The organism is Bradyrhizobium japonicum USDA 6, from assembly GCF_000284375.1.
In the GTDB taxonomy this organism is placed as follows: domain Bacteria; phylum Pseudomonadota; class Alphaproteobacteria; order Rhizobiales; family Xanthobacteraceae; genus Bradyrhizobium; species Bradyrhizobium japonicum.
This window is the reverse complement of record NC_017249.1, coordinates 5,592,409-5,615,860: the sequence shown is the minus strand read 5'-3', so window position 1 is coordinate 5,615,860 and position 23,452 is coordinate 5,592,409. Positions and strand designations below refer to the sequence as shown.

Below are 23,452 nucleotides of genomic sequence, written 5' to 3'. Positions count from 1 at the left end.
GGTTCCAGGGTTCACGCCGGTGTGCGCGTGTGGCGCAGGTTTCCATGCGGCCGCTGTACCCGGCATGAACGGATCGCGTCCGATTTGCGGCAGTGCTTGCGCCGGGGGCACCACATTTTGCGGGGGCACGGCCGCCCCGCGGAACTGGACATTTCGCCGCCCGGATGGCATCAGGGCCTCACGAAGCAGGGCCCTAGCCGTATGAAACAGTTCTTCCTCAAGTTCTTCACCTGGTGGAGTGGCCAGACCTTTGGCACCCAACTCTGGACCAAGCGGTATGGCGAACTGGTCGGCCAGGACGAGCAGGGAAATCGCTATTATCGGACTCGCGGCGGCGCGATCGATCCGACACTCGGCTTCGAGCGGCGCTGGGTCATCTATAACGGTTACGCCGAAGCGAGCCGCATCCCGACGGGTTGGCACGGCTGGATCCATCACGTCGTCGATGTGCCGCCGACTGAAGAGAACTACCAGCCGCGCGAGTGGCAAAAGCCGCACCAGCCGAACCCCACCGGTACGCCGAACGCCTATCGGCCCTCCGGCTCGACGCTTGCCAGCGGCAAGCGTCCCAAGGCGACCGGCGACTATCAGCCCTGGACGCCCGGCTAGCTTTCCGATCTCCGTCCGAATCCTTGCCGTGGGGTGGATGCACCAGCATCCGCCTCACCTTGCTGTGGAAAACGGGAACAGCGGGGACAGCGGCTGCGCGGGCGTTGCAGCTACGCGAGCGATGCGGCTCAATGGTCCCATCTTACGGAGATGGGAGACCATCGCGTTCGGTTCGGGCAACAGTTCGCGACTGTCCCGATATGCAGCGGCCGCCGACCAGGACTCGATCGGGAGATAGGCCCCCGGTCTGGAAGTTCGAAATCGCCCGATGGAATGTGCAGCCACCGTAAGACAGGAAAGGCCGCTTGGGAAACCGAGCGGCCTTTTTCTTTGATCTGTTGCCCTGCTCGTATCTCGTTTCTCAGAGATGGAGCGTCGGCGAGTTGCCGACCGGCATCATCTGATAAGGCGGCTTCCAGCCCGGCAGCCCGGCGACACGCCGGCGCCAGGCGTCGATCGCCGGGAAAGTCGCGGCGAGATCGAAACCCGTCTCCTCGGTCGGATAGTACAGATAGCCCAACATTGAGAAATCGACGATCGTCGGCCGCTCGCCCAGCATGAAGCTGCGGTCGGAGAGGTGTCTGTCGACGATCGAGAAGGCGCTGTCGGTTCGCGCGCGCAAGTAAGCGAGCACAGCGGGATGGGCGGGCTCCGGCATGAAGCAGCGCTGAAACCGGTGCTGCGCAAAGCTCGAGGTGAACTTGTGATTGTCGAACAGCAGCCAGCGCGTCGCCTCGAATGTCTCCTCGCGTGTCGGGCCGAACACGCCGTGGGTCTCGGCGAGCCACAACAGGATCGCACCGGACTGGCTCATATGCCGGCCATCGACCTCGAGGACGGGGACCTCGCCCATGACATTGGTGGCGGCCCGCCAGTCAGGCGTGCGGGTCTCGCCGCCGGCGAAGTCGAGGCCGACCGGCTCCCAGTCGAGCCCGGCGCAGTTGAGGAATAGCGCGACCTTGAACGAATTGCCCGAAGCCCCGATGCAGTGCAGCCGGTATCGCGCCATGGTGAGACCCTCCTGTGCGCACGCGACCGGGAAGCGTCCGTGGGAAGCGACCGTGAGTGTTGGGCGCGATCCGGATTGTCGCGACAGGCTCCTGACAGCGTCATGTCAGCAGTGCGGTGCTGGAGAAGCGGCGCGCTCCGTGAGACGGCAAAGGCCGCTTGCGAAGCCGGAAGCTTTTTTCTGTTGGGGACTTGTGTTGGTGTCTCGTGCCCCGGACGCTGCGCAGCATTACACGCTGCACCGCGTCCGGGACACGAGAGCAGGGGCTACATCACCCGCGCAGCCGCGCGCTTGACCGCCTCGAGGCGGCGGGCCTGGTTTGCGGCGCCGCGCTCTCTCAGCAAGGCCAGCACTTCGGCCGGCGCGGTGTCGGGCGAGCCGGACGTGAACGGCGGGGCGGGGTTGTATTCGATCTGGAGCTGGATCGCTTCCGCCGTGGTGCGGTCGACCAGAATCGACACCAGCGTCAGCGCGAAATCGATCCCGGCGGTGACGCCGCCGCCGGTGACGCGGTTGCGGTCGATGCAGACGCGCGTCTTGGTCGGCGTTGCGCCGAACTGGCCGAGCATCTCCATCGCGCTCCAATGGGTGGCGGCGCGGTAGCCCTTGAGCAGGCCGGCAGCGCCGAGTGCCAGCGCCCCCGTGCAGACCGAGGTGACGTATTTGGCGCCTTCGGCCTGCCTGCGCAGGAAATCCAGCACCTCTTCGTCATTGAGCAGGTCGTTTGTGCCGCCGCCGCCGGGCACGCAGATCACGTCGAGTTGCGGACAGTCGGCGAATGTCGTGGTCGGCGTCAGCGTCAGCACGGAGTCGCTCGGCACCGGCTCGATGCGCTTCCAGATCAGGTGGAGCTTCGCGCCGGGCACGTTGGCAAACACCTGCAGGGGACCGGTGAAATCGAGCTGGGTGACGCGCGGAAACACCAAAAGACCGATCTGGAGCGGTGACGACATGGGCAGGTCCTCCAAAGATGAGCTTGACGGACGCAGCCTCTCATGATGCCATTCCGTCCAAAATGGCGTATTTCCCTCACTTTCGGACATGACCATGATCGGCATCCTGATCTTCCCGGATTTCCAGTTGCTCGATGCGGCCGGCCCGATCTCGGTGTTCGAGATCGCGGCGCGCTGCACGGGCAAGACGACCACCGGAATCCGGGTGCTGGCGCTGAACGCGGGGCCCGTGCGCAGCTCGTCCGGCGTGGAAATGATGGCGCGCGACTTCAGGTCGGCGAACGCGATCACGACCCTGGTCATCGCGGGTGGCGCAGGCGTGACGGACGCCGCACGCTGCGAGGTCACGCGCGCCTTCGTGCAGCGGCTGGCGCGGCGCGGTGTGCGTGTCGCCAGCGTCTGCTCGGGCGCCTATGTGCTGGCCGAGGCGGGCCTGCTCGACGGGCGCCGCGCCACCACGCATTGGGGCCGCACGCGGGATTTCGTCGCGCGCTATCCCAAGGTGAAGTTCGAGCCGGACCAGATCTTCACGCATGACGGCAATGTGTGGACGTCGGCGGGCATCACCGCGGGTATCGATCTCGCGCTCGCGATGGTCACCGAGGACCATGGTGAGGAGATCGCGCAACAGGCCGCGCGCCAGCTCGTGCTGTATCATCGCCGCAGCGGCGGCCAGTCGCAGTTCTCATCGCTCCTGGAGTTGAAGACGCCGAACGGCCGCTTCGGCGCGCTGCTGTCCTGGGCGCGCGAGAATCTCGACGCCCGGCTGACGGTCGAAGACCTCGCCGATCGCGCCGGCATGAGCGCGCGGCATTTTGCCCGCGCCTTTGCCGCCGAGACCGGCACGACACCCTCCAAGGCGATCGAGCGCTTGAGGATCGAGGTCGCGCGCGAGCGCGTGCAGTCCTCGCGCGAGGCGATCGAGCTCGTCGCGGAGACGACCGGATTTGGCGACCCCGAGCGCATGCGGCGCGCCTTCATCCGCGCCTTCGGCCAGCCGCCGCAGGCGTTGCGGCGTACGGCGAGGGCGGGTTAGGCAATCTCACCTGACACGCGAGCGTGGAGGCAAAGATGGGCGGGATGGAGTACAGCAACGAGAATGCGAAACGGCTCCAGAGAATCTATCTCACGGGGGACGTGACCGCCCAGCGCGCGGAGACCATTCGGCAGCTCAATCTGTCTGCCGGCGAGAGCGTTCTCGATATCGGATGTGGTCCCGGCTATCTCTGCGAAAGCATGGCGCAGATCGTCGGGCCTGATGGTGCTGTCGTCGGGATCGATGTGTCGACTGACCTGATCGCGGTCTGCAACCGGCAGAAGGCTTCCGCCTGGACTTCATATGCGATCGGCAACGCGACGGAATTGGGTCAATCCGATGCGTCGTTCGATGTCGTCGTGTGCACGCAGGTTGCCGAGTACGTGCCTGATGTCGACCGCGTCCTCGCAGAGACATTTCGCGTGCTCAAGCCGGGGGGCCGCACGATTTTTGTCGCAACGGACTGGGACGCGGTGGTGTGGCATTCCGAAAGCCCGGAACGTATGGCCGCGGTGATGAAATCATGGGAAGCGCACTGCGCTCACCCGCGTCTCCCGAGATCGATGGCCCGCAGACTGGTCAATGCACGACTTCACCTGGATGGAGCGTCGGTCTTTCCAATTCTGAATTTGCAGTACGATGACGATAGCTACAGCAAGGGGCTGGCCCAGGGCATTCGGGACTTCGTCGCCCGCAGGAACGACGTTTCAGCCAATGATCTCGAAGCATGGCACGGCGAGTTCGGGCGTCTGGGCGAAGCGGGACAATACTTCTTCAGCACCAATCGCTATCTCTTCAGGGCCTCGAAGCCGGCTGCGACGCTGCTATGACTGCGTCCTCCCCAGGTGAAGTTCGAGGCGGACCAGATCTTCACGCATGACGGCAATGTGTGGACGTCGGCGGGCATCACCGCGGGGATCGATCTCGCGCTCGCGATGGTCACCGAGGACCATGGTGAGGAGACCGCCCAACAGGCCGCGCGCCAGCTCGTACTGCATCATCGGCGCAGCGGCGCAGTTCTCATCGCTCTTGGAATTGAAGACGCCGAACGGCTGCTTCGGCGCGCTGCTGTCCTGGCTTGCGGTGATTGACCTCAGACGCCCTGGTAAACCAGCCGCACGAAGAACTCCGGCGTAATCACGAACTGGCCCCACTTGGCATCGAAGGCGGCGGTTGGCCTCGCCGAGATCGCTTCTTCGATCGAGCGTCCTTGGCTCTTGAGTTTCGCCACGTTGTCGCGGATAGCGACCAGCATATCGCGGTAGGATGACAGCTCTTCCCTGTTGCTCACCGGAGTGCCGTGGCCGGGAATGACGATGGTCCGCTTCGTTGCGGCCGCCAGGTTCGCTTCCGTGGCCTTGATCATGCCGCCGATGCTTCCTCCAGTCGAATAGTCGATGAAGGGATAAATGCCATTCCAGTAGGTGTCACCGACATGGAGAATGTCCGCCTCGCTGAAATTGACCGATATGTCGCTGTCGGTGTGCGCCGGTCCGTAATATCTGAGCTGAAGGGTCGATCCGTTCAGCTTCAGGGTCTTGTCCGTATCGAAAATGTCGGTCGGAACGGCGGCAAGGGCTGAGGGCGTAAAATTGAAATCCCAATCCTCGACCCTCTGTGTGGACATGAGATGCTTGTGGGTGTTTTCGTGCGCCGTGATCTCGGCTCCCTCTGCGTTTAGCCATGCATTGCCGTCGGCATGGTCGAAGTGCCAATGCGTGTTGATCAGGTGTGTGATCGGATCGCGGCTGAGACTGTTCGCCGCTTCCAATATGCGCAGCCGAGAGGCCGTGATGCCGGCATCGACGAACACCTTGCCATCTCCTCCGGTCAGCACCGCGATGTTGCCACCGGAGCCCTCGAGGATGCTGACATTGCCGCGAAGCTTGTGGACCTTGATCTTTGTCTTGGCAGCCTCGTCACGGATCAAGTCGACGATGCTGCGTGCCTTGGCGTAGGCTGTCGCGGGGCTGAACCAACCGCCCGTTGCAGCGAAGCCGGCGGCGGCTGCGCAACAGAGGCAGAAACCGCGACGTGAGAGCATGGACTGATGATTGGCTGGCATGGTCATGGCCTTTCCTCCATTTGGCACGGCGCGCTTGCACCGTCGTGGCTATGCTTCACGAACGGGTAATCCTGGCGGCCCGGGCGGTGAATGCCCCCGCGGATCAGCTTCGTGCCCGAGCGGATCATTTGGATCTGGTGAGGCGCTGGAATCGTTCGGCAAAAGCGGCCGTTGACATCCCGTCAGCGTTCTGGCGGCGCTGTTGAGGGAGGCCGCGGCTGGTCATCAACCAGAGAGCGCCGGCTTCATTCTGGACTTATGAGCGTACGCCCTGGGTCGTGCTGGTTGCAGCTGCCGCGCCCGTGCCGTCGGCGCGCGCCGTGAATCGCCGCGCGATCGGCGTCAGCATGTAGGGCGCAAGATGGATCGGAAACTGCGTCATCGCGAAATACAGCCAGGTGGTGGGCGGCAGCGCGCCGGCGGTCGCGGCGAGCATCAGGCCGAGATTGCGCTGTGACACCATCAGCCCGAGCGCCAGCGCGCGCTCATAGCCGATGCGGCGGAACAGCAGCGTGGTGACGGCGAGCAGCGTGAAATAGATCGCGAAGGACAGACCCGCCAGGCCGATCGTGAACAGCGGCTGGGCCACGAGGTCGCTCACGACATCGCCCATGATCGCGGCTGCGAAGATCAGGAGGATGATGATGTTGAAGCCGTCGATCGGCTGCTTGTGACGCTGGATCGCAGCCGCGCCGAAGACCCATCGGATCAAGGTTGCGGCGAGCAGCGATGCCGCGAGGATGCCGAGCAGCTTCAGGCCGAGCGCCGGCGGCGAGATGGTGAGCATGTCGCCGAGGAAGAGGCCCGCGAACAGCGAGGCCGTGAACGGCACCAGCGCGGTCGAGGTCACCAGCGTGACCAGCACGAGCGTGGCATCGAGGCCCATCAGCGCGGCCAGCGCCGGCGAAGCCATCATCGGCGAGGCCATGCTCTGCAGCATCAGCGCCAGCGCAAGGCCGGGCGAGCGAGCCGTGAGCCCCGTTGCATGGGCGACCAGCCCGACGATCAGCGGCACGCCGATCGTGGTCCAGGCGGTGGCGGTCGCGACCAGCGCCGGCCGGCGCAGATGGCTGTAGAGCGCGGCCAGATCGACCCGCATGAAGGAGATGCAGAGAAGCCCGAAGATCGCCTCGGTGACGTAGGGCCGCAGCAGCATCCCGAGCGGCGGGACCGCGGCCGCAATGAACACCACGGCGGCCACCGCACGGGTGCCCTGGCTGCCGAGCCATGTCAGCGCGCGCAGGGGGAGGGCGAAGACGGTCTGGAGAAGGGACGGCATCCGGGACGGCGGCGTCAGCCCAATCCTTTCAGCCACGCGCCGATCTCGCTGACGGCGAGGTTGGCCTGCTGGAGCAACTTGCCCATCGTGAAGAAACCGTGGAATTGGCCGGGATAGTGCTTGTACGTGACGGGCACGCCGGCCTGCCTGAGGCGCTCGGCATAGTCGTCGCCTTCGTCGCGCAGCGGATCGGCGCCGGCCGTGAGCACATAGGCCGGCGGCAGCCCGGCGAGGCTTTTCGCGCGCGCCGGCGAGGCGCGCCAGTCCTGGATGTCGGCAGTGCCGTTGAGATAGTGATCGCGGAACCAGCGGATCACCGAATGCGTCAGCAGCACGCTCGTCTCGGGCTCGCTGTGGGAACCGTGCGTCATGGCGAAATCGGTCGCGGGGTAGATCAGGACCTGGCCCGCGATCTTCGGACCATCGCCGTCGCGCGCGGTGAGCGCGACCACGGCGGCGAGATTGCCGCCGGCGCTATCGCCGCCGATCGAAAGGCGCGAGGCATCGATGCCGAGCTCGCGCGCGTTCGCGGCAATCCATTTCGTGGCGGCGATCGCGTCATCGGCGGCGGCGGGAAACTTGTGCTCGGGCGCGAGGCGGTAATCGACCGAGATCACGATCAGCGCGCCCTCGACGGCGAGCTGGCGGCAGACGACGTCGTGGGAGTCGAGATCGCCGATCACCCAGCCGCCGCCATGGAAGAACACCAGCGCCGGCGACAGGCCGTTCTGAAGGCGCGGCTGCTTCGGGACGTAGATGCGGGCGGGGATTTCGCCGTGCGGCGCCGGGATCGCCAGCGCCGTAACGCGCGCCAGTTCCGGCGGCTCGGGGTTGGTGGCGAAGCGCGCCTGCCCGTAATAGGCGCGGGCCTCCGGTGCCGTCAGCGTCTCGTAGGCGGGGCGGCCGGCCTCCTGGAAGGCCTTGTAGACGGCGGCGGCATCGGGATCGAGCACGACGGGCATGGGGGCGACCTTGGGCTTTCTGTTGTCGTTGGACGTCGTTTCCGGGGGCGCTGCCCGCCTCGGCCCCGGGGGAGAGGCTCGTCAACTATCCCATCCGGCCGCCGGTCTGGCCAGCGGGCGGCGGGCAGGGCAGGGATGCCGCCCTTCCCCCGCCGTATTCGCCGTGTTAACCGGATGGCCTGCGAGCGGCGGTATCCCCTGTAGAATGTCCAGCAAGCCCGATTCGCTGTTGAAGCCGCGCGAGAAGATGGTTCGAACCCTTACCCTTACAAGACTTGCCCTGCCAGGTCTTGCGGCGCTTCTGGCCGCCACCGCATTGACGGTTGCGACGCCCGCGCAGGCGCAGATCGGCACGATCTTCTCCGACCCGCCGCCGCGGCCGCCGGGTGCGATTCCGCGTGGTCAGCCGCAGCCTCAGATCCCCGATGACGATGAAGAGGTCCCCGAGCTGCCGCCGCAGGGCCGCGTGCTGCCGTCGCGCCCGATGGCGCCGCCGCCGGGACGGCAAGGTAACGTGATGCCGGGGCCGGTCGAATCCCAGCCGCTGGCGCCGCCGCCGGGCTCAACCGTTGCTCCGCCGAACCAGCCGCCGTCCGTGGCGGTTGCTCCGCCCAATCCGCAAGCCGCCCCGGGCGCGCCTGGTCAGCGCCAGCCCCAGCAGAAGGGCGGGCCGGGCGGCACCGTCCCGCAGACCCCGGCGAGCCTCCAGCCGGGCGACGAGGTCGTGACCGAGCCGCCGGCCCAGAAGATCGTGAACAAGAAGGCGACCTTCTCCGGCCTCGACAAGATCACCGGGCGCATCATCAATTTCGACGAGGAGATCGGCGAGACCGTCCAGTTCGGCGCGCTGCGGGTCAAAACCGACGCCTGCTATACGCGGCCGGCGACCGAAGCCACCAATACCGACGCCTTCGTGGAGGTCGACGAGATCACCTTGCAAGGCGAGGTGAAGCGCATCTTCTCGGGCTGGATGTATGCGGCAAGCCCTGGCCTGCACGGCGTCGAGCATCCGATCTACGACATTTGGCTCACCGACTGCAAAGAGCCGCAGCAGACCATTGCGACCGCGGCGCCCGATCCGGCTGCGGCAAAGCCGGCGGCTCCGCCGCCCGCGCAGAAGAAGGCGGCGCCACCCAAGCAGACCGTGCAGCAGCGTCCGCCGCAGCCCTTGCCGCCGATCCAGCAGCAGCAGCCGGCGCCGCCACCCCCGCCACCGGAGCAGCGGCCGGGCCTGTTCGGTATCCCCGGGTTCGGGCGCTAGGCCCCATCAGCGATTATGGCCGCGACGCGATGATGTCGAGCGCGCGTGCGCCCGGGATCGCGTCACCGGCTGACAGCCTCAGGAAATCACCGGGGTCGCCGGCGAGCGCCTTGTCGAGCAGCGCGGTGTAGCGCCGACGCGAAATCTCGACCGCGCCAAAACTCTTCAAATGTTCGGTGACGTACTGCGTGTCGAGCAGCTCGAAGCCGCCATGGATCAGCCGCGCGACCAGGTGCACCAGCGCGACTTTCGAGGCATCGCGCGCGGTGTGAAACATGCTCTCGCCGAAGAAGGCGCGTCCGAGGCTCACGCCGTAGAGCCCGCCGACGAGGTCGTCGCCCTGCCAGGCCTCGACGCTGTGGCAATGGCCGAGGTCGTAGAGGCCGCCATAGAGGTCGCGGATCCGCTTGTTGATCCAGGTGTCCTCGCGCCCGGCTTGCGGCGCGGCGCAGCCGGCGATCGTTGCCTTGAACGCGGTGTTGACGGTGACGCGAAAGGCGTCCGAACGGACGGTGCGCGCGAGCCGTGAGGCCACGCGAAATCCCTCGAGCGGGATGACGCCGCGCAATTCCGGCTCGACCCAGAACAGCGTCGGATCGTCGGCGCTCTCGGCCATCGGAAAAATGCCGCAGGCATAGGCGCGCAACAGCACGGCCGGCGTGATTTCAGACGAAGCGGAGTCGCGTGAAGTCATGGCGCGACAATAGCAGGATCGTGGAGGTGTTGCGAAGGGGGCGGGGGTCAGCCTGCGGCGGCGTTGTTGGTCTTGTCGGGGGCTGCGGGCGTACGGCGGAACCTCAGCACGACGCGAGTTCCGGAATGGGCGGGGTCGCGCTCGACGGTGGCGTCGAGCTTGGTGGCCATCGCCGCGACGATGCGCTGGCCCATGCCGGTGGAGCGTGGATCCGCCTTGACCTTGTCGCCGACGCCGTCGTCGGTGATCGCCAGCAATAGATCCTCGCCCTGCGAGGTCAGCTCGACATGGATGGGGCCGGCGCCGTCGGGATAGGCGTATTTCACCGCGTTCATCACCAGCTCGTTGACGATGATGCCGACGGCGACGGCGCGGTCCGGATCGATCTCGATCGGCTCGGCTTTCACCGTCAGGCGTGACATCCGGTTGCCTTCGGCCGAGCGCCTGAGATCCTCGAGCAGCGAATCCAGATACTGGTTCAGCACCACGCTCTTCAGGTCCTGCGAGGTGTAGAGGCGGCGGTGCACCTGCGCGACCGCGGCGACGCGGCCCATCGCGTTCGTCAGCGCCGCCTTGACCTCTTCCTGGCCCGCCGAGCTCGCCTGGAGATGCAGCAGCGAGGCGATGATCTGCAACGAGTTGCCGACGCGGTGATTGACCTCGCGCAGCAGCAGCTCGCGTTCGGCGGCGAGCGCGGCGTAGCGGTCGCGCGATGCATGGATCTCGGCTTCGGCTTCCTCGCGCGCCTTCTGCAATTCGGCCTGGCGCAGCGCGCCGTCGGCGGCGACGTGGAGCAGGGGGATGAAGTCGCCCTTGACGTCCTTGACGAGATAATCGGCCGCGCCTGCCTTCAGCGCGGTGACCGCGATGCTGGAATCCTGCGACGCGGTGACGAACACCACGGGCGGCGCGCCTGCTATCGCCATGATCTGCTCGAGCGTCTCCAGCCCGTCGAGGCCGGGCATGTACTGGTCGAGCGCCACGACGTCGATGCAGCCCTCGGTTTCCGCGCGGCGGATACGCTCCAGGCCTTCCTCGCCGCTCGCGGCGTGAATGACCTTGTAGCCGCGCCGCGTCAGGCCGCGCTCGACCAGGCGGGCCAGCGCCGCGTCGTCGTCGATGTAGAGCAGTGTAGGCGGGTGCTGGTTCATGAGGCGGCGGGCGGGACCTGGATGACCGAGAAGAACAGGCCGAGCTGCCGGATGGCATTGGCGAAATTCTCGTAGTTCACGGGCTTGGTGATGTAGACGTTGCAGCCGAGCTCGTAGCAGCGCTTGATTTCCTGGGAATCGTCGGTGGTGGTCAGCACCACCACGGGCGAGGCCTTCAGGTACTTGTTCTCCTTGATCTGCTTCAGGATGTCGATCCCGGTCATGTCGGGGAGATTGAGATCGAGCAGGATCAGGAGCGCATTGCCTTTCTGCACGAGCCCGGTGCCGTCGGCGCCGAACAGGTGCTTCATCGCGTCCGTGCCGTTGGCGAAGGGGATGATCTCGTTGTTGACGCCGGATCGGCGGATGTTGCGCTCGATCAGCCGGGCGTGGCCCTCGTCGTCCTCGATCATGATGATGGTGACGGGTTGAGTCATTGGTCGGCGTTCCGGTTGCTTGCGTTCCAGGTGATGGGCAGCGTGATGGTGAAGGTGCTGCCCGTATTCAGTTCCGATGATACCGACATGGTACCGCCGAGGCGGCGCACAAGTGCACGCACATGCGCAAGACCGATTCCCTGACCAGGCTTGTCCTGGGTTCCCGCCCGGCGAAACAGGTCGAAAATCCGCTGGTGATCCTTCGGATCGATCCCGCGGCCATTATCGCTGATCTCGAAGATAGCGTAGCCAAGCTTGGTGCGCCCGCGGATTCTGATCTCGCCGGGGGCGCCGGCCTTGAGATATTTGATGGCGTTGTCGATCAGATTGGAGAAGATCTGCTCCAGCGCGAGGCGGTCGCTGACGAGATCCGGCAGCGGCGCGACATGGATCTCGGCCTGCGCCTCGGCGGCCTGATGCGCCAGCGTCGAGACGATGGCTTCGATCAGCTCGCGGGTGTCGATCTTCTCGGGCACGAATTCGCGCCGGCCCTCGCGGGTGAGGTTGAGGATCGCCGAGATCAGGCGGTCCATCTTGGCGATCGACGACTTGATGAAGCCGAGCGCTTCGGAAAAATCCGCAGAAAGCTGCTTGTCGGGGCCTTCGAGCGTGACCTCGCGGTCAGCTAGCGGCGGGCCATCCGCCGGGACATGGGTGAGGCCGCCGATACGGCGGAAAATGTCGCCGCCAAGCTCTTCGAGTTCGCTGGTGAAGCCCATGATGTTGACGAGTGGCGAGCGGAGATCGTGGCTGACGATATAGGCAAAGCGCTGAATCTCGTTGTTGGCCTCGCGCAGGTCTGCCGTGCGTTCGTCGACGACGGTCTCGAGATTGGCGTACGCGTCGCGCAGACGCGTCTCGGCCTCGTCGCGGGCCCGCACTGAACGCCGCACCAGCCAGATCGAGATCATGGCCAGCAGCACCACGAGGCCCGAACCGATGCCGGTCATCGAGGCCGCCAGCGTCTGGCTGCGGTCGGAATTGACCGATCGGAGCCGGAACAGGCGCTCCTCCTCCTGGATCATGGAGGCGGCGACTTTGCTGATCTCGGCCGTGGTGTCGGTGGAGGCGGCTTCGCGGACCAGCGCTATGGCCTTGTCCGGCCGATTTTGGCCGATGAAGTCCAGCTCCTGCTTGAATTGCCCCAGCCGGATTTCGATGGCCGTGCTCAGCTTCTCGATGTTGCCGCGTTGCTCCGGATTATCGCCGGTCAGGCGCGTGAGCTTGTCGAGGGCAGGTATGATCGCTGCCACGGCTTTCTCATGGGCGGCCTTGAAATCCGCCTCTTGCGTCAGGAGATAGCCGCGCGCGGCGCTCTCGGCACGCCGGATTTCCAGCAGCAGAGCGTTGATCTGGTTCTCCGCCTCGATGGTGTGAACCACCCATTTGCTATCGTCCCTGGCCTTGTTGACCAGGTAGACGGAGCCGGCGCTGATCACGGTCAACACCAGAAGGCCCGCCGAGACCAGCAGGATCTGCCACATGGAGCGCCGTCGTTGCGCTTCAGTCGTCACGACGGTCTCGCTTCGTCACGTCAACGGAACTCAAAAGGCCCCCTCGGAACTGTCCCCGTCCAGAACGCGATGCGGGCCAAAGGGTTCCACGGGGAGAGAGGGTCACCCCGCGGCCGGTTCCTTACCCGCCAGGTACTGTTCCAGCCAGTGGATGTGATAGTCGCCGTTGATGATGTCGTCCTGGCGCACCAGGTCGCGGAACAGCGGCAGCGTCGTCTCGATGCCCTCGACCACCATCTCGTCCAGTGCCCGGCGCAGCCGCATCAGGCATTCGGCGCGGGTCTTGCCGTGGACGATGAGCTTGCCGACGAGGGAGTCGTAATAGGGCGGGATGGTGTAGCCCTGATAGACCGCGGAATCGATGCGCACGCCCAGTCCGCCGGGCGGGTGGTATTGCGTGATGCGGCCCGGCGAGGGACGGAAGCTCTGCGGGTTCTCGGCGTTGATGCGGCACTCGATGGCGTGGCCGATGATCTGAATCTCGCTTTGCTTGGCCGGCAGATCGCCGCCGGCAGCGATGCGGATCTGCTCCAGCACGAGGTCGATGTCGGTGATGCTCTCGGTAACGGGATGCTCGACCTGGATGCGGGTGTTCATCTCGATGAAGTAGAACTCGCCGTCCTCGAACAGGAATTCGATGGTGCCGACCCCGAGATATTTCATCTCGCGCATCGCCTTGGCGCAGGTTTCGCCGATCTTGGCACGTGCCGCGGCGGCAAGGACCGGCGAGGGACCTTCCTCCCAGACCTTCTGATGGCGGCGCTGCAGCGAGCAATCGCGCTCGCCGAGATGGATCGCCCCGCCGCGGCCGTCACCGAGGATCTGGATCTCGATGTGACGCGGCTTCTGGAGGTATTTTTCGAGATAGACGGACGCGTCACCGAAGGCGGACTTGGCCTCGTTGGCTGCCGTCGACAGCGCCACCTGCAGGTCGGCCTCGCTCTGCGCGACCTTCATGCCGCGGCCGCCGCCGCCGGCAGCCGCCTTGACCAGCACGGGGAAGCCGATCTTCCTGGCGATCGCCATCGCGTCGTCCTCGGGGCCGACCGCGCCGTCCGAGCCGGGCACCACGGGAATGCCGAGCTTCCTGGCCGTCTTCTTGGCCTCGATCTTGTCGCCCATCAGGCGGATGTGCTCGGCCTTGGGGCCGATGAAATGCAGATTGTGCTCGGAAAGGATTTCGGCGAAGCGCGCGTTCTCGGAGAGGAAGCCGTAGCCGGGATGTACGGCGTCCGCGCCGGTGATCTCGCAGGCCGCGAGCAGCGCGGGCACGTTGAGATAGCTGTCCTTGGACGGCGGTGGCCCGATGCAGACGCTTTCGTCCGACAGGCGCACATGCATGGCGTCGGCATCGGCAGTGGAGTGCACGGCCACGGTCGCGATGCCGAGCTCCTTGCAGGCGCGCAGGATGCGAAGGGCGATCTCGCCGCGATTGGCTATGAGAATCTTGTCGAACATGGTGTCCTTAAGGGACTGGCGCGCGGGAGGCGGCTAGGGCGGCTGACCGCCCACGACCATTACTCAATGATGACGAGCGGCTCGCCGTACTCGACCGGCTGGCCGTCTTCGACCAGGATCTGCGTCACCGTGCCGGCGCGCGGCGAGGGGATCTGGTTCATGGTCTTCATGGCTTCGATGATCAGCAGCGTCTGGCCGACCGAGACCTTGCTGCCGACCTCGATGAACGGCTTGGCGCCGGGCTCCGGCGCCCAATAGGCGGTGCCGACCATCGGCGAGGTCACCGCGCCCGGATGCTTCGACAGGTCGGCCGCAGCCGCGACCGGCGCGGCAACTGCGGCCGCCGACAGGACAGCGGGAGCGGCCGCCATCGGCATCGGCATGGTCGCGGCGACGCTGATGTTGCGGGCGACGCGCAGGCGAAGGCCGGCCCGTTCGATCTCGATCTCGGTGAGGCTGGTCTCATCCAGCAGAAGTGCGAGCTCGCGGACGAGCGCGGAATCCTCGCTGGAAAACTTTACGGCTGCTTTGTCGTCTGGCTGGCGCGCCATGTTCTGATCCGAATGTTCTGTGTGAAGAGGGAGCGTCAGGCTTTGGGCTTGATGCCGAGCTTGGCGGCAAGGCCCTGGATCGCGAGGCGGTAGCCCTCGATGCCGAAACCGCAGAGCGAGGCGAAGGCCGCGCGTGCAGTGTAGGAATGGTGACGGAAGCTCTCGCGGGCGTGGATGTTGGTCACGTGCACTTCGACGGTCGGAATCTGCACCGCGAGCAGCGCGTCGTGCAGCGCGATCGAGGTGTGCGAATAGCCGCCGGCATTGATGATGATGCCCTTCATCTTGCGGGCGTGCGCCTCGTGGACGAAGTCGATCAACTCGCCTTCGCGGTTGGACTGCCGGCAGTCGGCCTTGAGGCCGTACGCCGCCGCCGCTTCGCGGCACAGCGTTTCGACGTCGGCCAGCGTCGCATGGCCATACTTCTCTGGCTCGCGCGTCCCCAACATGTTGAGGTTCGGCCCGTTGAGAACGAGGATCGTGTCGGTTGCTGGTTCGGCCATTCCAATCCCGCAAGAGGTGCTTCGGCGTGGCGGGGGTTATAGGTAACAAAGCGCCCTAGGGGAAGCCTTGAAGGACCTCCCAGGGGGCTTCAAACAGCTCATCCGGGGTGCAAAAACCTGTGCGGAAGCTACGGAAATTGCTTGTTAACCAGTTCTAATCGTGGCTGCCGGGCGGGACAGGCAGGGGAGGCCGCCCAATCGGGCAAAAGCCCCTGCCGATCTCTCGGCAAGGGCTCATTGGGCCGTCAGCCAGTCGGCTTAGCCTTCGATGATGTACACGATCTCGCGCGTCTGCGGACGGACGATGATGTACTGTCCGCGGACGTAGATCACGTCATAGCCGCGCCACTGCGGATAGATTTCCACGATCCGGGGCGGCAGCGGATGGAAGCGAACGGACGCCGGGATTGCGGCGCCGACCGAGATGTTGAAGTTGACGTTGGTGGTCTCTTCGATCTTGGTCGACTTGATCGCGGTTGAGATCTCGGTCCGCTTCTCGGCAGGCGGTGCAGCAGCGGTCGCAGGCGCGGTGCCGGTCGTGGTCTGAGACTTGGAGTCGACGGCCTTGCTGTCCGCGCCCTTGGTCTGGGCGTTCATGTTGCCGCTCTTGGTGTCGGTCTCTGTGCTCTTTGACTTGTCCATCTGGGACTTGTCCATCGTGCTCTTCGACTTGTCCTGTGTGGCCTTGTCCTGTGCGCCCTGGGCGTGCTCGCCCTTCACCGCGCCGGCCTTCTCGTCAGCCGCGTTCTTGTTCATCGTGCCGGACTTTTCCATCCCGCCTGACTTTTCCATAGCGCCGGATTTCTCCGTCGCGCCGGACGACTTCTCCTCGGCTGCTCCGCCGGGCTTCATGGAGCCGCCAGCCTGACCCACGGTGCCCTTCTCCGGAGCTGCGGATTCCTTGCCCATCGCGCCGCCGCGCTCGGCGGCACCGCCGGACGGCTGCGAATGTTGCGTCGGCTGCGCACCGGCGCCACCACCGCTGTCGCGGTTCATGGTGCCCTGTGCGTTCGCCAGACCGGTGCCCGCCACGAGCGCGAGTGCGGCAACCGAAATCATAAAGCGGTTAGACATCGAATTTCTCCTCACGTGTTTCTTTGCGTCATTGCCCGCGCCACCAACGAAAGGAGATTTGAGTTGTTCCGGAACATCGGCGGTTCCGGGGTATTTGTTTCTTAAACGCGAGATGAATGCGCGCGCCGGATTCGCGCCCGAATTCGCGTAGCGTTGCAGTCAACGAAAAAGGCCGGCTTTTCAGCCGGCCTCCTTGCATGCGTGAATTCTGAAACGCGAGATCAGCAGGTCGCCTTGCCGCAACGGGCAACGCCGATCTTTTCCTTCAGGCTTTCGAGGCCGACGGCGCCGATCACGATCTGCTTGCCGATGACGTAGCTCGGCGTGCCGTTCATGCCCATCGCTTCGGCGAGCTTGAAATTCTCCTCGATGGTGGCGCGCACCTCGGGGCTGCCGATGTCCTTCTCGATCTTCGCTGTATCGAGGCCGGCTTCCTTGGCCGCCTGAAGCGCGCGCGCCTTGTCGGCGGCGCCGCGGCCACCGAGCAGCTTCTGGTGGAAGTCGAGATACTTCTTGCCGGTGGGATCCTGCATGCGCACGGCGACCGCGACCTGCGCCGCTTCGACCGAGCCCTGGCTCAGCACCGGAAACTCCTTCAGCACGACCTTCAGCTTCGGATCGGCCTTCATGAGGTCGAGCATGTCGCCCATCGCGCGCTTGCAGTAGCCGCAATTGTAATCGAAGAACTCGACGAAGGTGACGTCGCCGTCCTTGTTGCCGAGCACGACCTGGCGCGGCGAGTTGAAGATCGTATCGGAGTTCTGCGCGATGCTGGCTTCGTGCTTCTGCGTTTCGGCCGCGGCCTGGCGCTTGGTGAGCTCGGTCATCGCTTCCTCGAGCACCTCGGGATGGGTGACGAGATAGTTCTTGATGATCGCCTCGATGTCGGTGCGCTGGGCATCGGAGAAGCTGTCGGCCGACGCGGGCGCGGCCGCGCCGAACATGGCGAGCGCGAACAGCGCGGGAGCAAGCAGGCGCAGCGAAGGCATAGGCAAATCCTCTTATCGAAAGCTGGTTTCGGAAAACGTCCCGGCGGACTTAAGCTCGGTGTCGTGACGTCGTGGTGTCAGGCGTCGTCTTGGTCGCGTTAGTTGCGCGGCGGCTTGGCCGCCACGATGTCGTCGGCCTTGACCCATCCGGGCGTGCCGACGGCGAAACGGGTTTTCGCGCGCGTGGCGAGCTCGCGGGCGGTCTTGTTGTCGCCGCGCAGATAAGCGGCCTGCGCCGACGCCAGATCCGCCTCGGCATAGTCGCCCTTCCGGCCATAGGCCATCGCGAGCTGCATATAGCCGAGCGCAGCCTCTGGTTCCCGTGCCACGGCGGCCCGGAGAATCCGAACGGCATCATCCGTGTAGGCCTTATTATCCGATCCAACCAGAGCCTGCCCAAGTAACATCTCGATGAGGGGGGCATTGTTGGACAGCTGCACCGCCTTGCGCAGGGCAGGGATCGCCTCAGCCGGCCTGCCGCCTTCCAGCAGGGCCTGGCCGCGCACCTCGTAGAAATACGGGTTGTTCGGCTGGACCTGGATCAGCGCGTCGATCTGGGCCAGGGCGCTGCGCAAATCGCCGTGCAGATAGGTGCTGATGGCGCGGGCATAGCGCGCCGGCATGCTGTCGTTGGTCTGGGGGTAGCGGCGGTAGACCGTCTCCGGCCGCTCCATGAACGCGGAAATCTTGGCGCGCGCCATGTCGTGGCGGAGCTGGAGCGCGGGATCGTCCTTCTTGTCCCAATAGGGGCTGGAACTGGCAAATTCCTGAAGCGATGCGACGCGCTCGGCGGGCATCGGATGCGACTGGAGATAGGGATCGGCGCCGCGGGACGCGAACAGGCTCTCGCTGGTGAAGCGCTTGAAGGTCTCGTACATGCCCTTCGGCGACTGCTGGGTCGCGGTCAGGAACTTCACGCCGGCGCGGTCGGCGTTCTCCTCCTGCTGGCGCTGATAGGACAGCAGCGTGCGGCGGATCATCTCCTGCGGTCCGGCGATGGCGGCAGCACCGGCATTGGCGAGCCCGTTGTTGCCGGCGCTGTTGCTGCCGCGGGTGCTGCCCACGGCAATCGCGCCGGCCCCGAGCAGCATGGCGATGATCATCTGGGTCTGGGCGTTGGCGAGCTGTTCGCGCAGCTTGGACAGATGGCCGCCGGCCAGATGTCCGGTCTCGTGCGCGAGCACGCCGATGATCTGGTTCGGCGTCTCCGACTGCATGATCGCGCCGTAATTGACGAAGATGCGGCGGCCGTCCGCGACGAACGCGTTGAACGAGCCGTCGTTGATGATCACCATCTGGATGTTCTGCTTTTCCAGACCGGCGGCGCGCAGGATCGGGCGCGTGTATTCGCGCAGCAGCTGCTCGGTCTCGGTGTCGCGCAGGATCGGCGGTCCCTTGGCCTGCGCATGCGCGGCCGGCATCGGCAACAGCGCGATCGCCGCGGCAGTGACGAGGGCGGTGAGGGCGGAGGCCTTCTTGCGCAATGCGATCTGGAGCAACATCAGGCGGTCTGGGTCAAACGGTCTTGATCAAGCAGTTTCGTGATTGGTTTTGGCGATTGGCGGCGGACCGGATACGAGATATGCCCTTATGAGCCGTACAATGCGGCCAGTCTGGGGCGCAAGCGCCCCGTTTACGGGACCGAACCGACCGGTTCGCCAGCGAAATAGCAGAATTCGATGCACGATGCGACATTGAGGAACCGGGTAGGGCAGTGGCTCGAGCCCTCCCGCCGCAGCGATGTTCCCCCGTTCATGGTGATGGACGTGATGGCCGCCGCGGCCCGAATCGAGGCGGCAGGCGGCCATGTCATCCACATGGAGGTCGGCCAGCCCGCAACCGGCGCCCCAAAGACCGCGATCGCGGCCGCCCATGCGGCGCTCGAGGCGGGGCGGATCGATTACACCTCCGCGCTCGGCATCCCCTCATTGCGCGAACGCATCGCGCGCCACTATCGGGATGCCTATGGCTGCGATGTCAACCCCGAGCGGGTCGTGGTGACGACAGGCTCCTCCGGCGGGTTCATCCTGGCTTTCCTGTCGATGTTCGCGCCCGGCGACCGCGTCGCCGTGACGGTGCCGGGTTATCCGCCCTACCGTCACATCCTCACCGCGCTCGGTTGCGAGCCGGTGCTGATCGAGACCAGCAATGACACACGCCACGCGCTGACCGGCGAGGCGCTGCTGGCGGCGCATCGCAAGGCGCCGCTGAAGGGCGTGCTGGTCGGCAGCCCGGCCAATCCGACCGGGACGATGATGCCCCGCGAGGCGCTCGCGGGCCTGATCGCTGCGGCGGAAGACGCCGGCATCCGCTTCATCTCCGACGAGATCTATCACGGGCTCGACTACGCGTTTCCGGCGGCGACGGCGGCGGCGTTGTCGGAGCACGCACTCGTGATCAACTCGTTCTCGAAATATTTTTGCATGACGGGCTGGCGCGTCGGCTGGATGGTCGTGCCCGAGATACTGGTGCGGCCGATCGAGCGGCTGCAGCAGAACCTCTCGATCTCGGTGCCTTCACTGTCGCAAATCGCGGCCGAGGCGGCCTTCGACGGCGCGGCCGAGATGGAGGAGATCAAGCACGGCTATCAGGAAAACCGGCGCATCCTGATCGAAGGATTGCCCAAGGCGGGCCTCAACAAGTTCCTGCCTGCCGATGGCGCCTTCTATCTCTATGCCGATGTCTCGGACTTCACCTCGGACAGTTTCGAGTTCGCCAAGCAGATGCTGGAGCAGGCGCACGTTGCGGCCACGCCGGGTCTCGATTTCGATCCCATCCATGGTCGTTCGTTCATACGGCTCTCCTATGCGCGTTCGGCAGCGGAGATGCGGGAGGCAGTTGACCGGATCGCTCACTGGCTTAAATAGCCGCGAGTTTTCGACAGCCTTCTGGAGTGCCCCTTGTCTGACCGTTCCATCCCGACCGCCGCCACGCATTCTCCTCTCGCCGCATTGATGTGGCCGACCCGTCCGGGCGAAACCGTCGGCGCACTTCGCGCCGTCGTGCTGATTGCGCTCGGCACCGCCTTGATGGCGCTATCAGCCAAGGTGAATCTGCCGCTGCCTTATGTGCCCATGACCCTGCAGACGCTGGTCGTGCTGATGATCGGCGCCGCTTATGGCTGGCGGCTTGGCAGCGCAACCATGATCGCCTACCTCGCCGAAGGCGCGATGGGGCTGCCCGTGTTCGCCGGTCCGGTCGGTGGAATTGCACCGCTTGTCGGCCCGACTGCCGGCTATCTGTATGGCTTCGTGCTGGCTGCCTTCATCACCGGCTGGCTCGCCGAGCGCGGCTGGGATCGCAACGTCGTGCTGCTGTTTGGAGCAATGGCGCTTGCCCATGTCGTCATTTTCATCGCCGGCTTCAGCTGGCTGGCCTACGTCATCGGCCTTGGCGCAACCAAGGCCTGGGCGGTCGGCGTCGCGCCGTTCATTGCGGCATCGGTGGTCAAGAACGCACTGGGCGCCGCGCTGATGCCGGCGGCCCGCCGGATCGTCGATCGACGCGGGTAAAGCGCACCATTCCGAGCAGTTCCGATTGACGAGCCGGCCAAGTTGATCTTGGCTGGCTCTGAGTTTGAGGGGGAGTGAAACGATGACGACGACAACGATGGCGGGGGCGCCGGTCGCGCCGGCCGCCGCCAAGCCGTGGTACAAGGTTCTCTACGTCCAGGTGCTGATCGCCATCGTGCTCGGCGCCTTGGTCGGCTGGCTCTGGCCGACGGTCGCCACCAACGAATGGATCAAGGCGCTCGGCGACGGCTTCATCAAGCTGATCAAGATGGTGATCGCGCCGATCATCTTCTGCACCGTGGTCTCCGGCATCGCGCATATTCAGGACGCCAAGAAGGTCGGCCGCATCGGCGTCAAGGCGCTGGTCTATTTCGAGGTCGTCTCGACCTTCGCGCTGGTGATCGGACTCATCATCGGCAACCTGGTGAAGCCGGGTGCGGGCTTCGGCAGCGCCGCCGCCAACGCGCAGGCCGTCGCCAACTACGCCAAGCAGGCCGAGGGCCAGAGGTCGGTCGACTTCATCCTGCACATCATCCCCGACACCGTGGTCGGCGCCTTCGCGCAAGGCGAGATCCTGCAGGTGTTGCTGTTCTCGGTGCTGTTCGGCTTCGCCCTCATGGGGCTCGGCGAGCGCGGCCACACCATCCGCAGCTTCATCGATGACGCCGCCCATGCGGTGTTCGGCGTCATCTCCATCGTGATGCGCGCGGCGCCGGTCGGCGCCTTCGGCGCGATGGCCTACACCATCGGCAAGTTCGGCACCGGGGCGATCCTCAACCTGGTCGGCCTGATCGCGACGTTCTACGTCACCGCCGCGCTGTTCGTGTTCGTCGTGCTCGGGATCATCGCGCGCTTCGCCGGCTTCTCCATCTTCAAGTTCCTCGCCTACATCAAGGACGAGCTGCTGATCGTGCTCGGCACCTCGTCCTCGGAAAGCGCGCTGCCGTCCTTGATGGAGAAACTCGAGCGCCTCGGCTGCTCGAAGTCGGTGGTTGGTCTCGTGGTGCCCACGGGCTATTCGTTCAATCTCGACGGCACCAACATCTACATGACGCTGGCGACGCTGTTCATCGCGCAGGCGCTCGGCTTCGATCTCTCCTTCGGCCAGCAGCTCACCATCCTGGTGGTGGCGATGCTGACCTCGAAGGGTGCCTCCGGCATCACCGGCGCGGGCTTCATCACGCTGGCCGCGACGCTCGCCGTGGTCGATCCGCGCCTCGTGCCGGGCATGGCGATCGTGCTCGGCATCGACAAGTTCATGAGCGAATGCCGCGCACTGACCAACCTCTGTGGCAACGGCGTGGCCTGCGTGATCGTCGCCTGGTGGGAAGGCGAGCTCGACCGCGACAAGCTCAACGCCAACCTCGCGAGGCAGATCGATCCGACAGACATGGAAACGGCCCTCACGACGGACTGATCTGCAAGTTGCGTCCGGCGGCGCGGAGCGTCGTCAGAAATAAAAGGGCTGGTCGAGATCCTCGATCAGCCCTTTTTCTTTCGGCTCCCAGCCGAGCAGGGCACGCGTTTTCGCACTCGAGGTCGGAACGTCGACGGCCGCAAATCGCGCGAACCAGCCGAAATGCGCCTCGGCGTCGTCGGCGGATTTTGAGACCACGGGCAGGCCGAGCCTTTTGCCGATCACTTCCGCAATCGTTTTGAACGGCACACCTTCTTCGGCGATCGCGTGATAGCGCCGAGCGGATGCGCCTTGCTCCAGCGCGAGTCGGTAGACGCGCGCGGCGTCGAGGCGGTGCGCGGCTGGCCAGCGGTTGCTCCCGTCACCGATATAAGCCGCGGCGCCTTTCTCTCGCGCGATCGCGATCAGGCGCGGCACGAAGCCGTGGTCGCCTTCGCCATGGGTCGTGGGCGGCAGCCGCACGATGCCGGCGCGGACGCCGCGCTCTGCGAGGTCCTCGGCGGTGGCTTCCGAGACGCGCGGAAAGTGGCGGGCCGCCGCATCGTCTTCGGTCGCGAGCCGTCCGGGCGCCAGCAGCGCTACGCCGGAGGTGACGATGAGAGGGCGGTCGGAGCCTTTGAGCTCCTCGCCGATTGCCAGGATCGCACCGCGGTCCAGCTCGCAATTGTCGGCGAATTTCGAGAAGTCGTGGTTGAAGCCGAGATGCAGCACACCGTCAGAAGCGGCGGCGCCGCCGCGTAAGGAGGCATGATCCTCCAGCGACCCACGATGGACCTCGGCGCCCATCGCGGTGAGCGCTGCGGCGCTGGCATCGGAGCGGGCGAGGCCGAGCACGCCATGGCCGGCGGCCATCAGGTCTCGAACGACGGCGGAGCCGACGAAGCCGGTGGCACCGGTAACGAAAACACGCATGTGAAATCTCCTGGGTTGGTGGAGAGAACCATCTGCGCTAGAGTTATCCGGGTAAAGTAGTGACCT

General features: G+C 65.4%; 23 protein-coding genes and 1 pseudogene. 8 read left to right on the top strand and 16 right to left on the bottom strand.

Going from position 1 to position 23,452, the window contains the following annotated elements; all coding sequences use genetic code 11:
• Positions 1-201 precede the first annotated feature (201 nt).
• On the top strand, positions 202-609 hold the full coding sequence (locus BJ6T_RS26580; RefSeq protein WP_014495608.1) for an NADH:ubiquinone oxidoreductase subunit NDUFA12: 408 nt from the start codon (positions 202-204) through the stop codon (positions 607-609).
• 361 nt (positions 610-970) lie between these two features.
• Here the strand turns inward: BJ6T_RS26580 and BJ6T_RS26575 are convergent, their stop codons facing one another.
• Together BJ6T_RS26575 and BJ6T_RS26570 are read right to left on the bottom strand one after the other, a co-directional pair.
• A complete protein-coding gene (locus BJ6T_RS26575; protein ID WP_014495607.1) occupies positions 971-1,618 on the bottom strand; it encodes a glutathione S-transferase family protein in 648 nt (215 codons plus the stop codon).
• A gap of 266 nt (positions 1,619-1,884) precedes the next feature.
• Positions 1,885-2,571, bottom strand: a complete 687-nt coding sequence (locus BJ6T_RS26570) for a DJ-1/PfpI family protein (RefSeq protein ID WP_028169556.1) — start codon at positions 2,569-2,571, stop codon at positions 1,885-1,887.
• Positions 2,572-2,665: 94 nt separating this feature from the next.
• Here BJ6T_RS26570 and BJ6T_RS26565 point away from each other — a divergent pair, with 94 nt between their 5' ends.
• From BJ6T_RS26565 to BJ6T_RS26555, 3 genes and pseudogenes are all read left to right on the top strand, one after another.
• Positions 2,666-3,607 (top strand): GlxA family transcriptional regulator, encoded by a 942-nt coding sequence (locus BJ6T_RS26565; RefSeq protein WP_014495605.1) that lies wholly within the window; start codon positions 2,666-2,668, stop codon positions 3,605-3,607.
• A 35-nt stretch (positions 3,608-3,642) separates the two neighbouring features.
• Positions 3,643-4,437: a methyltransferase domain-containing protein gene (locus tag BJ6T_RS26560; RefSeq protein WP_014495604.1), complete on the top strand. Its 795-nt coding sequence runs from the start codon at positions 3,643-3,645 to the stop codon at positions 4,435-4,437.
• Between the two features lie 3 nt (positions 4,438-4,440).
• A pseudogene (locus BJ6T_RS26555) lies at positions 4,441-4,684 on the top strand (GlxA family transcriptional regulator); the annotation flags it as partial.
• A 16-nt stretch (positions 4,685-4,700) separates the two neighbouring features.
• Here the strand turns inward: BJ6T_RS26555 and BJ6T_RS26550 are convergent.
• The 3 genes from BJ6T_RS26550 to lipP1 all read right to left on the bottom strand — a co-directional run bounded on the left by BJ6T_RS26550 (position 4,701) and on the right by lipP1 (position 7,913).
• The gene (locus tag BJ6T_RS26550; protein WP_028169555.1) at positions 4,701-5,672 is read right to left on the bottom strand and encodes an MBL fold metallo-hydrolase; all 972 of its coding nucleotides are present in this window, start codon (positions 5,670-5,672) and stop codon (positions 4,701-4,703) included.
• Positions 5,673-5,928: 256 nt separating this feature from the next.
• Positions 5,929-6,951: a hypothetical protein gene (locus BJ6T_RS26545; protein WP_014495601.1), complete on the bottom strand. Its 1,023-nt coding sequence runs from the start codon at positions 6,949-6,951 to the stop codon at positions 5,929-5,931.
• A gap of 14 nt (positions 6,952-6,965) precedes the next feature.
• Positions 6,966-7,913 (bottom strand): LipP1 family hormone-sensitive lipase, encoded by a 948-nt coding sequence (gene lipP1 / locus BJ6T_RS26540; protein ID WP_014495600.1) that lies wholly within the window; start codon positions 7,911-7,913, stop codon positions 6,966-6,968.
• Positions 7,914-8,118: 205 nt separating this feature from the next.
• Here lipP1 and BJ6T_RS26535 point away from each other — a divergent pair, with 205 nt between their 5' ends.
• Positions 8,119-9,174 (top strand): DUF2155 domain-containing protein, encoded by a 1,056-nt coding sequence (locus BJ6T_RS26535; protein ID WP_014495599.1) that lies wholly within the window; start codon positions 8,119-8,121, stop codon positions 9,172-9,174.
• A 13-nt stretch (positions 9,175-9,187) separates the two neighbouring features.
• On the opposite strand, the gene aat is transcribed toward BJ6T_RS26535, so the two are convergent.
• The 10 genes from aat to BJ6T_RS26485 form a co-directional block, all read right to left on the bottom strand.
• Positions 9,188-9,868 (bottom strand): leucyl/phenylalanyl-tRNA--protein transferase, encoded by a 681-nt coding sequence (gene aat / locus BJ6T_RS26530; RefSeq protein ID WP_028161217.1) that lies wholly within the window; start codon positions 9,866-9,868, stop codon positions 9,188-9,190.
• A gap of 47 nt (positions 9,869-9,915) precedes the next feature.
• Entirely contained in the window at positions 9,916-11,019 is a 1,104-nt protein-coding gene (locus tag BJ6T_RS26525) for a sensor histidine kinase (RefSeq protein ID WP_014495597.1), read from the bottom strand.
• Positions 11,016-11,456, bottom strand: coding sequence for a response regulator (locus BJ6T_RS26520; protein ID WP_014495596.1), 441 nt, complete (start codon positions 11,454-11,456; stop codon positions 11,016-11,018). The genes BJ6T_RS26525 and BJ6T_RS26520 overlap by 4 nt, the downstream gene beginning before the upstream one ends.
• Positions 11,453-12,970, bottom strand: coding sequence for a sensor histidine kinase (locus BJ6T_RS26515; protein WP_028169554.1), 1,518 nt, complete (start codon positions 12,968-12,970; stop codon positions 11,453-11,455). Before BJ6T_RS26515 ends, BJ6T_RS26520 begins: the two co-directional genes overlap by 4 nt.
• Before the next feature lie 102 nt (positions 12,971-13,072).
• Positions 13,073-14,428 carry an acetyl-CoA carboxylase biotin carboxylase subunit gene (gene accC / locus BJ6T_RS26510; protein WP_014495594.1) on the bottom strand — a complete coding sequence of 452 codons (1,356 nt, stop codon included), beginning with the start codon at positions 14,426-14,428 and terminating at the stop codon, positions 13,073-13,075.
• A 59-nt stretch (positions 14,429-14,487) separates the two neighbouring features.
• Positions 14,488-14,979: an acetyl-CoA carboxylase biotin carboxyl carrier protein gene (gene accB / locus BJ6T_RS26505; RefSeq protein WP_014495593.1), complete on the bottom strand. Its 492-nt coding sequence runs from the start codon at positions 14,977-14,979 to the stop codon at positions 14,488-14,490.
• A 35-nt stretch (positions 14,980-15,014) separates the two neighbouring features.
• A complete protein-coding gene (aroQ, locus tag BJ6T_RS26500; protein WP_014495592.1) occupies positions 15,015-15,482 on the bottom strand; it encodes a type II 3-dehydroquinate dehydratase in 468 nt (155 codons plus the stop codon).
• 258 nt (positions 15,483-15,740) lie between these two features.
• A complete protein-coding gene (locus BJ6T_RS26495) occupies positions 15,741-16,556 on the bottom strand; it encodes a DUF1236 domain-containing protein (protein WP_014495591.1) in 816 nt (271 codons plus the stop codon).
• 221 nt (positions 16,557-16,777) lie between these two features.
• Complete coding sequence (locus tag BJ6T_RS26490; protein ID WP_014495590.1) at positions 16,778-17,545, bottom strand: DsbA family protein; 768 nt, start codon at positions 17,543-17,545, stop codon at positions 16,778-16,780.
• A gap of 98 nt (positions 17,546-17,643) precedes the next feature.
• Positions 17,644-19,047 (bottom strand): M48 family metalloprotease, encoded by a 1,404-nt coding sequence (locus tag BJ6T_RS26485; RefSeq protein ID WP_014495589.1) that lies wholly within the window; start codon positions 19,045-19,047, stop codon positions 17,644-17,646.
• A 177-nt stretch (positions 19,048-19,224) separates the two neighbouring features.
• Between BJ6T_RS26485 and BJ6T_RS26480 the strand changes: the two genes are divergently transcribed.
• The 3 genes from BJ6T_RS26480 to BJ6T_RS26470 all read left to right on the top strand — a co-directional run bounded on the left by BJ6T_RS26480 (position 19,225) and on the right by BJ6T_RS26470 (position 22,474).
• Positions 19,225-20,412 (top strand): pyridoxal phosphate-dependent aminotransferase, encoded by a 1,188-nt coding sequence (locus BJ6T_RS26480; RefSeq protein WP_014495588.1) that lies wholly within the window; start codon positions 19,225-19,227, stop codon positions 20,410-20,412.
• Between the two features lie 87 nt (positions 20,413-20,499).
• Complete coding sequence (locus BJ6T_RS26475; RefSeq protein WP_028169553.1) at positions 20,500-21,057, top strand: biotin transporter BioY; 558 nt, start codon at positions 20,500-20,502, stop codon at positions 21,055-21,057.
• Between the two features lie 82 nt (positions 21,058-21,139).
• The gene (locus BJ6T_RS26470; protein ID WP_028169552.1) at positions 21,140-22,474 is read left to right on the top strand and encodes a dicarboxylate/amino acid:cation symporter; all 1,335 of its coding nucleotides are present in this window, start codon (positions 21,140-21,142) and stop codon (positions 22,472-22,474) included.
• Between the two features lie 33 nt (positions 22,475-22,507).
• On the opposite strand, the gene BJ6T_RS26465 is transcribed toward BJ6T_RS26470, so the two are convergent.
• Complete coding sequence (locus BJ6T_RS26465) at positions 22,508-23,386, bottom strand: SDR family oxidoreductase (protein WP_014495585.1); 879 nt, start codon at positions 23,384-23,386, stop codon at positions 22,508-22,510.
• Positions 23,387-23,452: the final 66 nt, after the last annotated feature.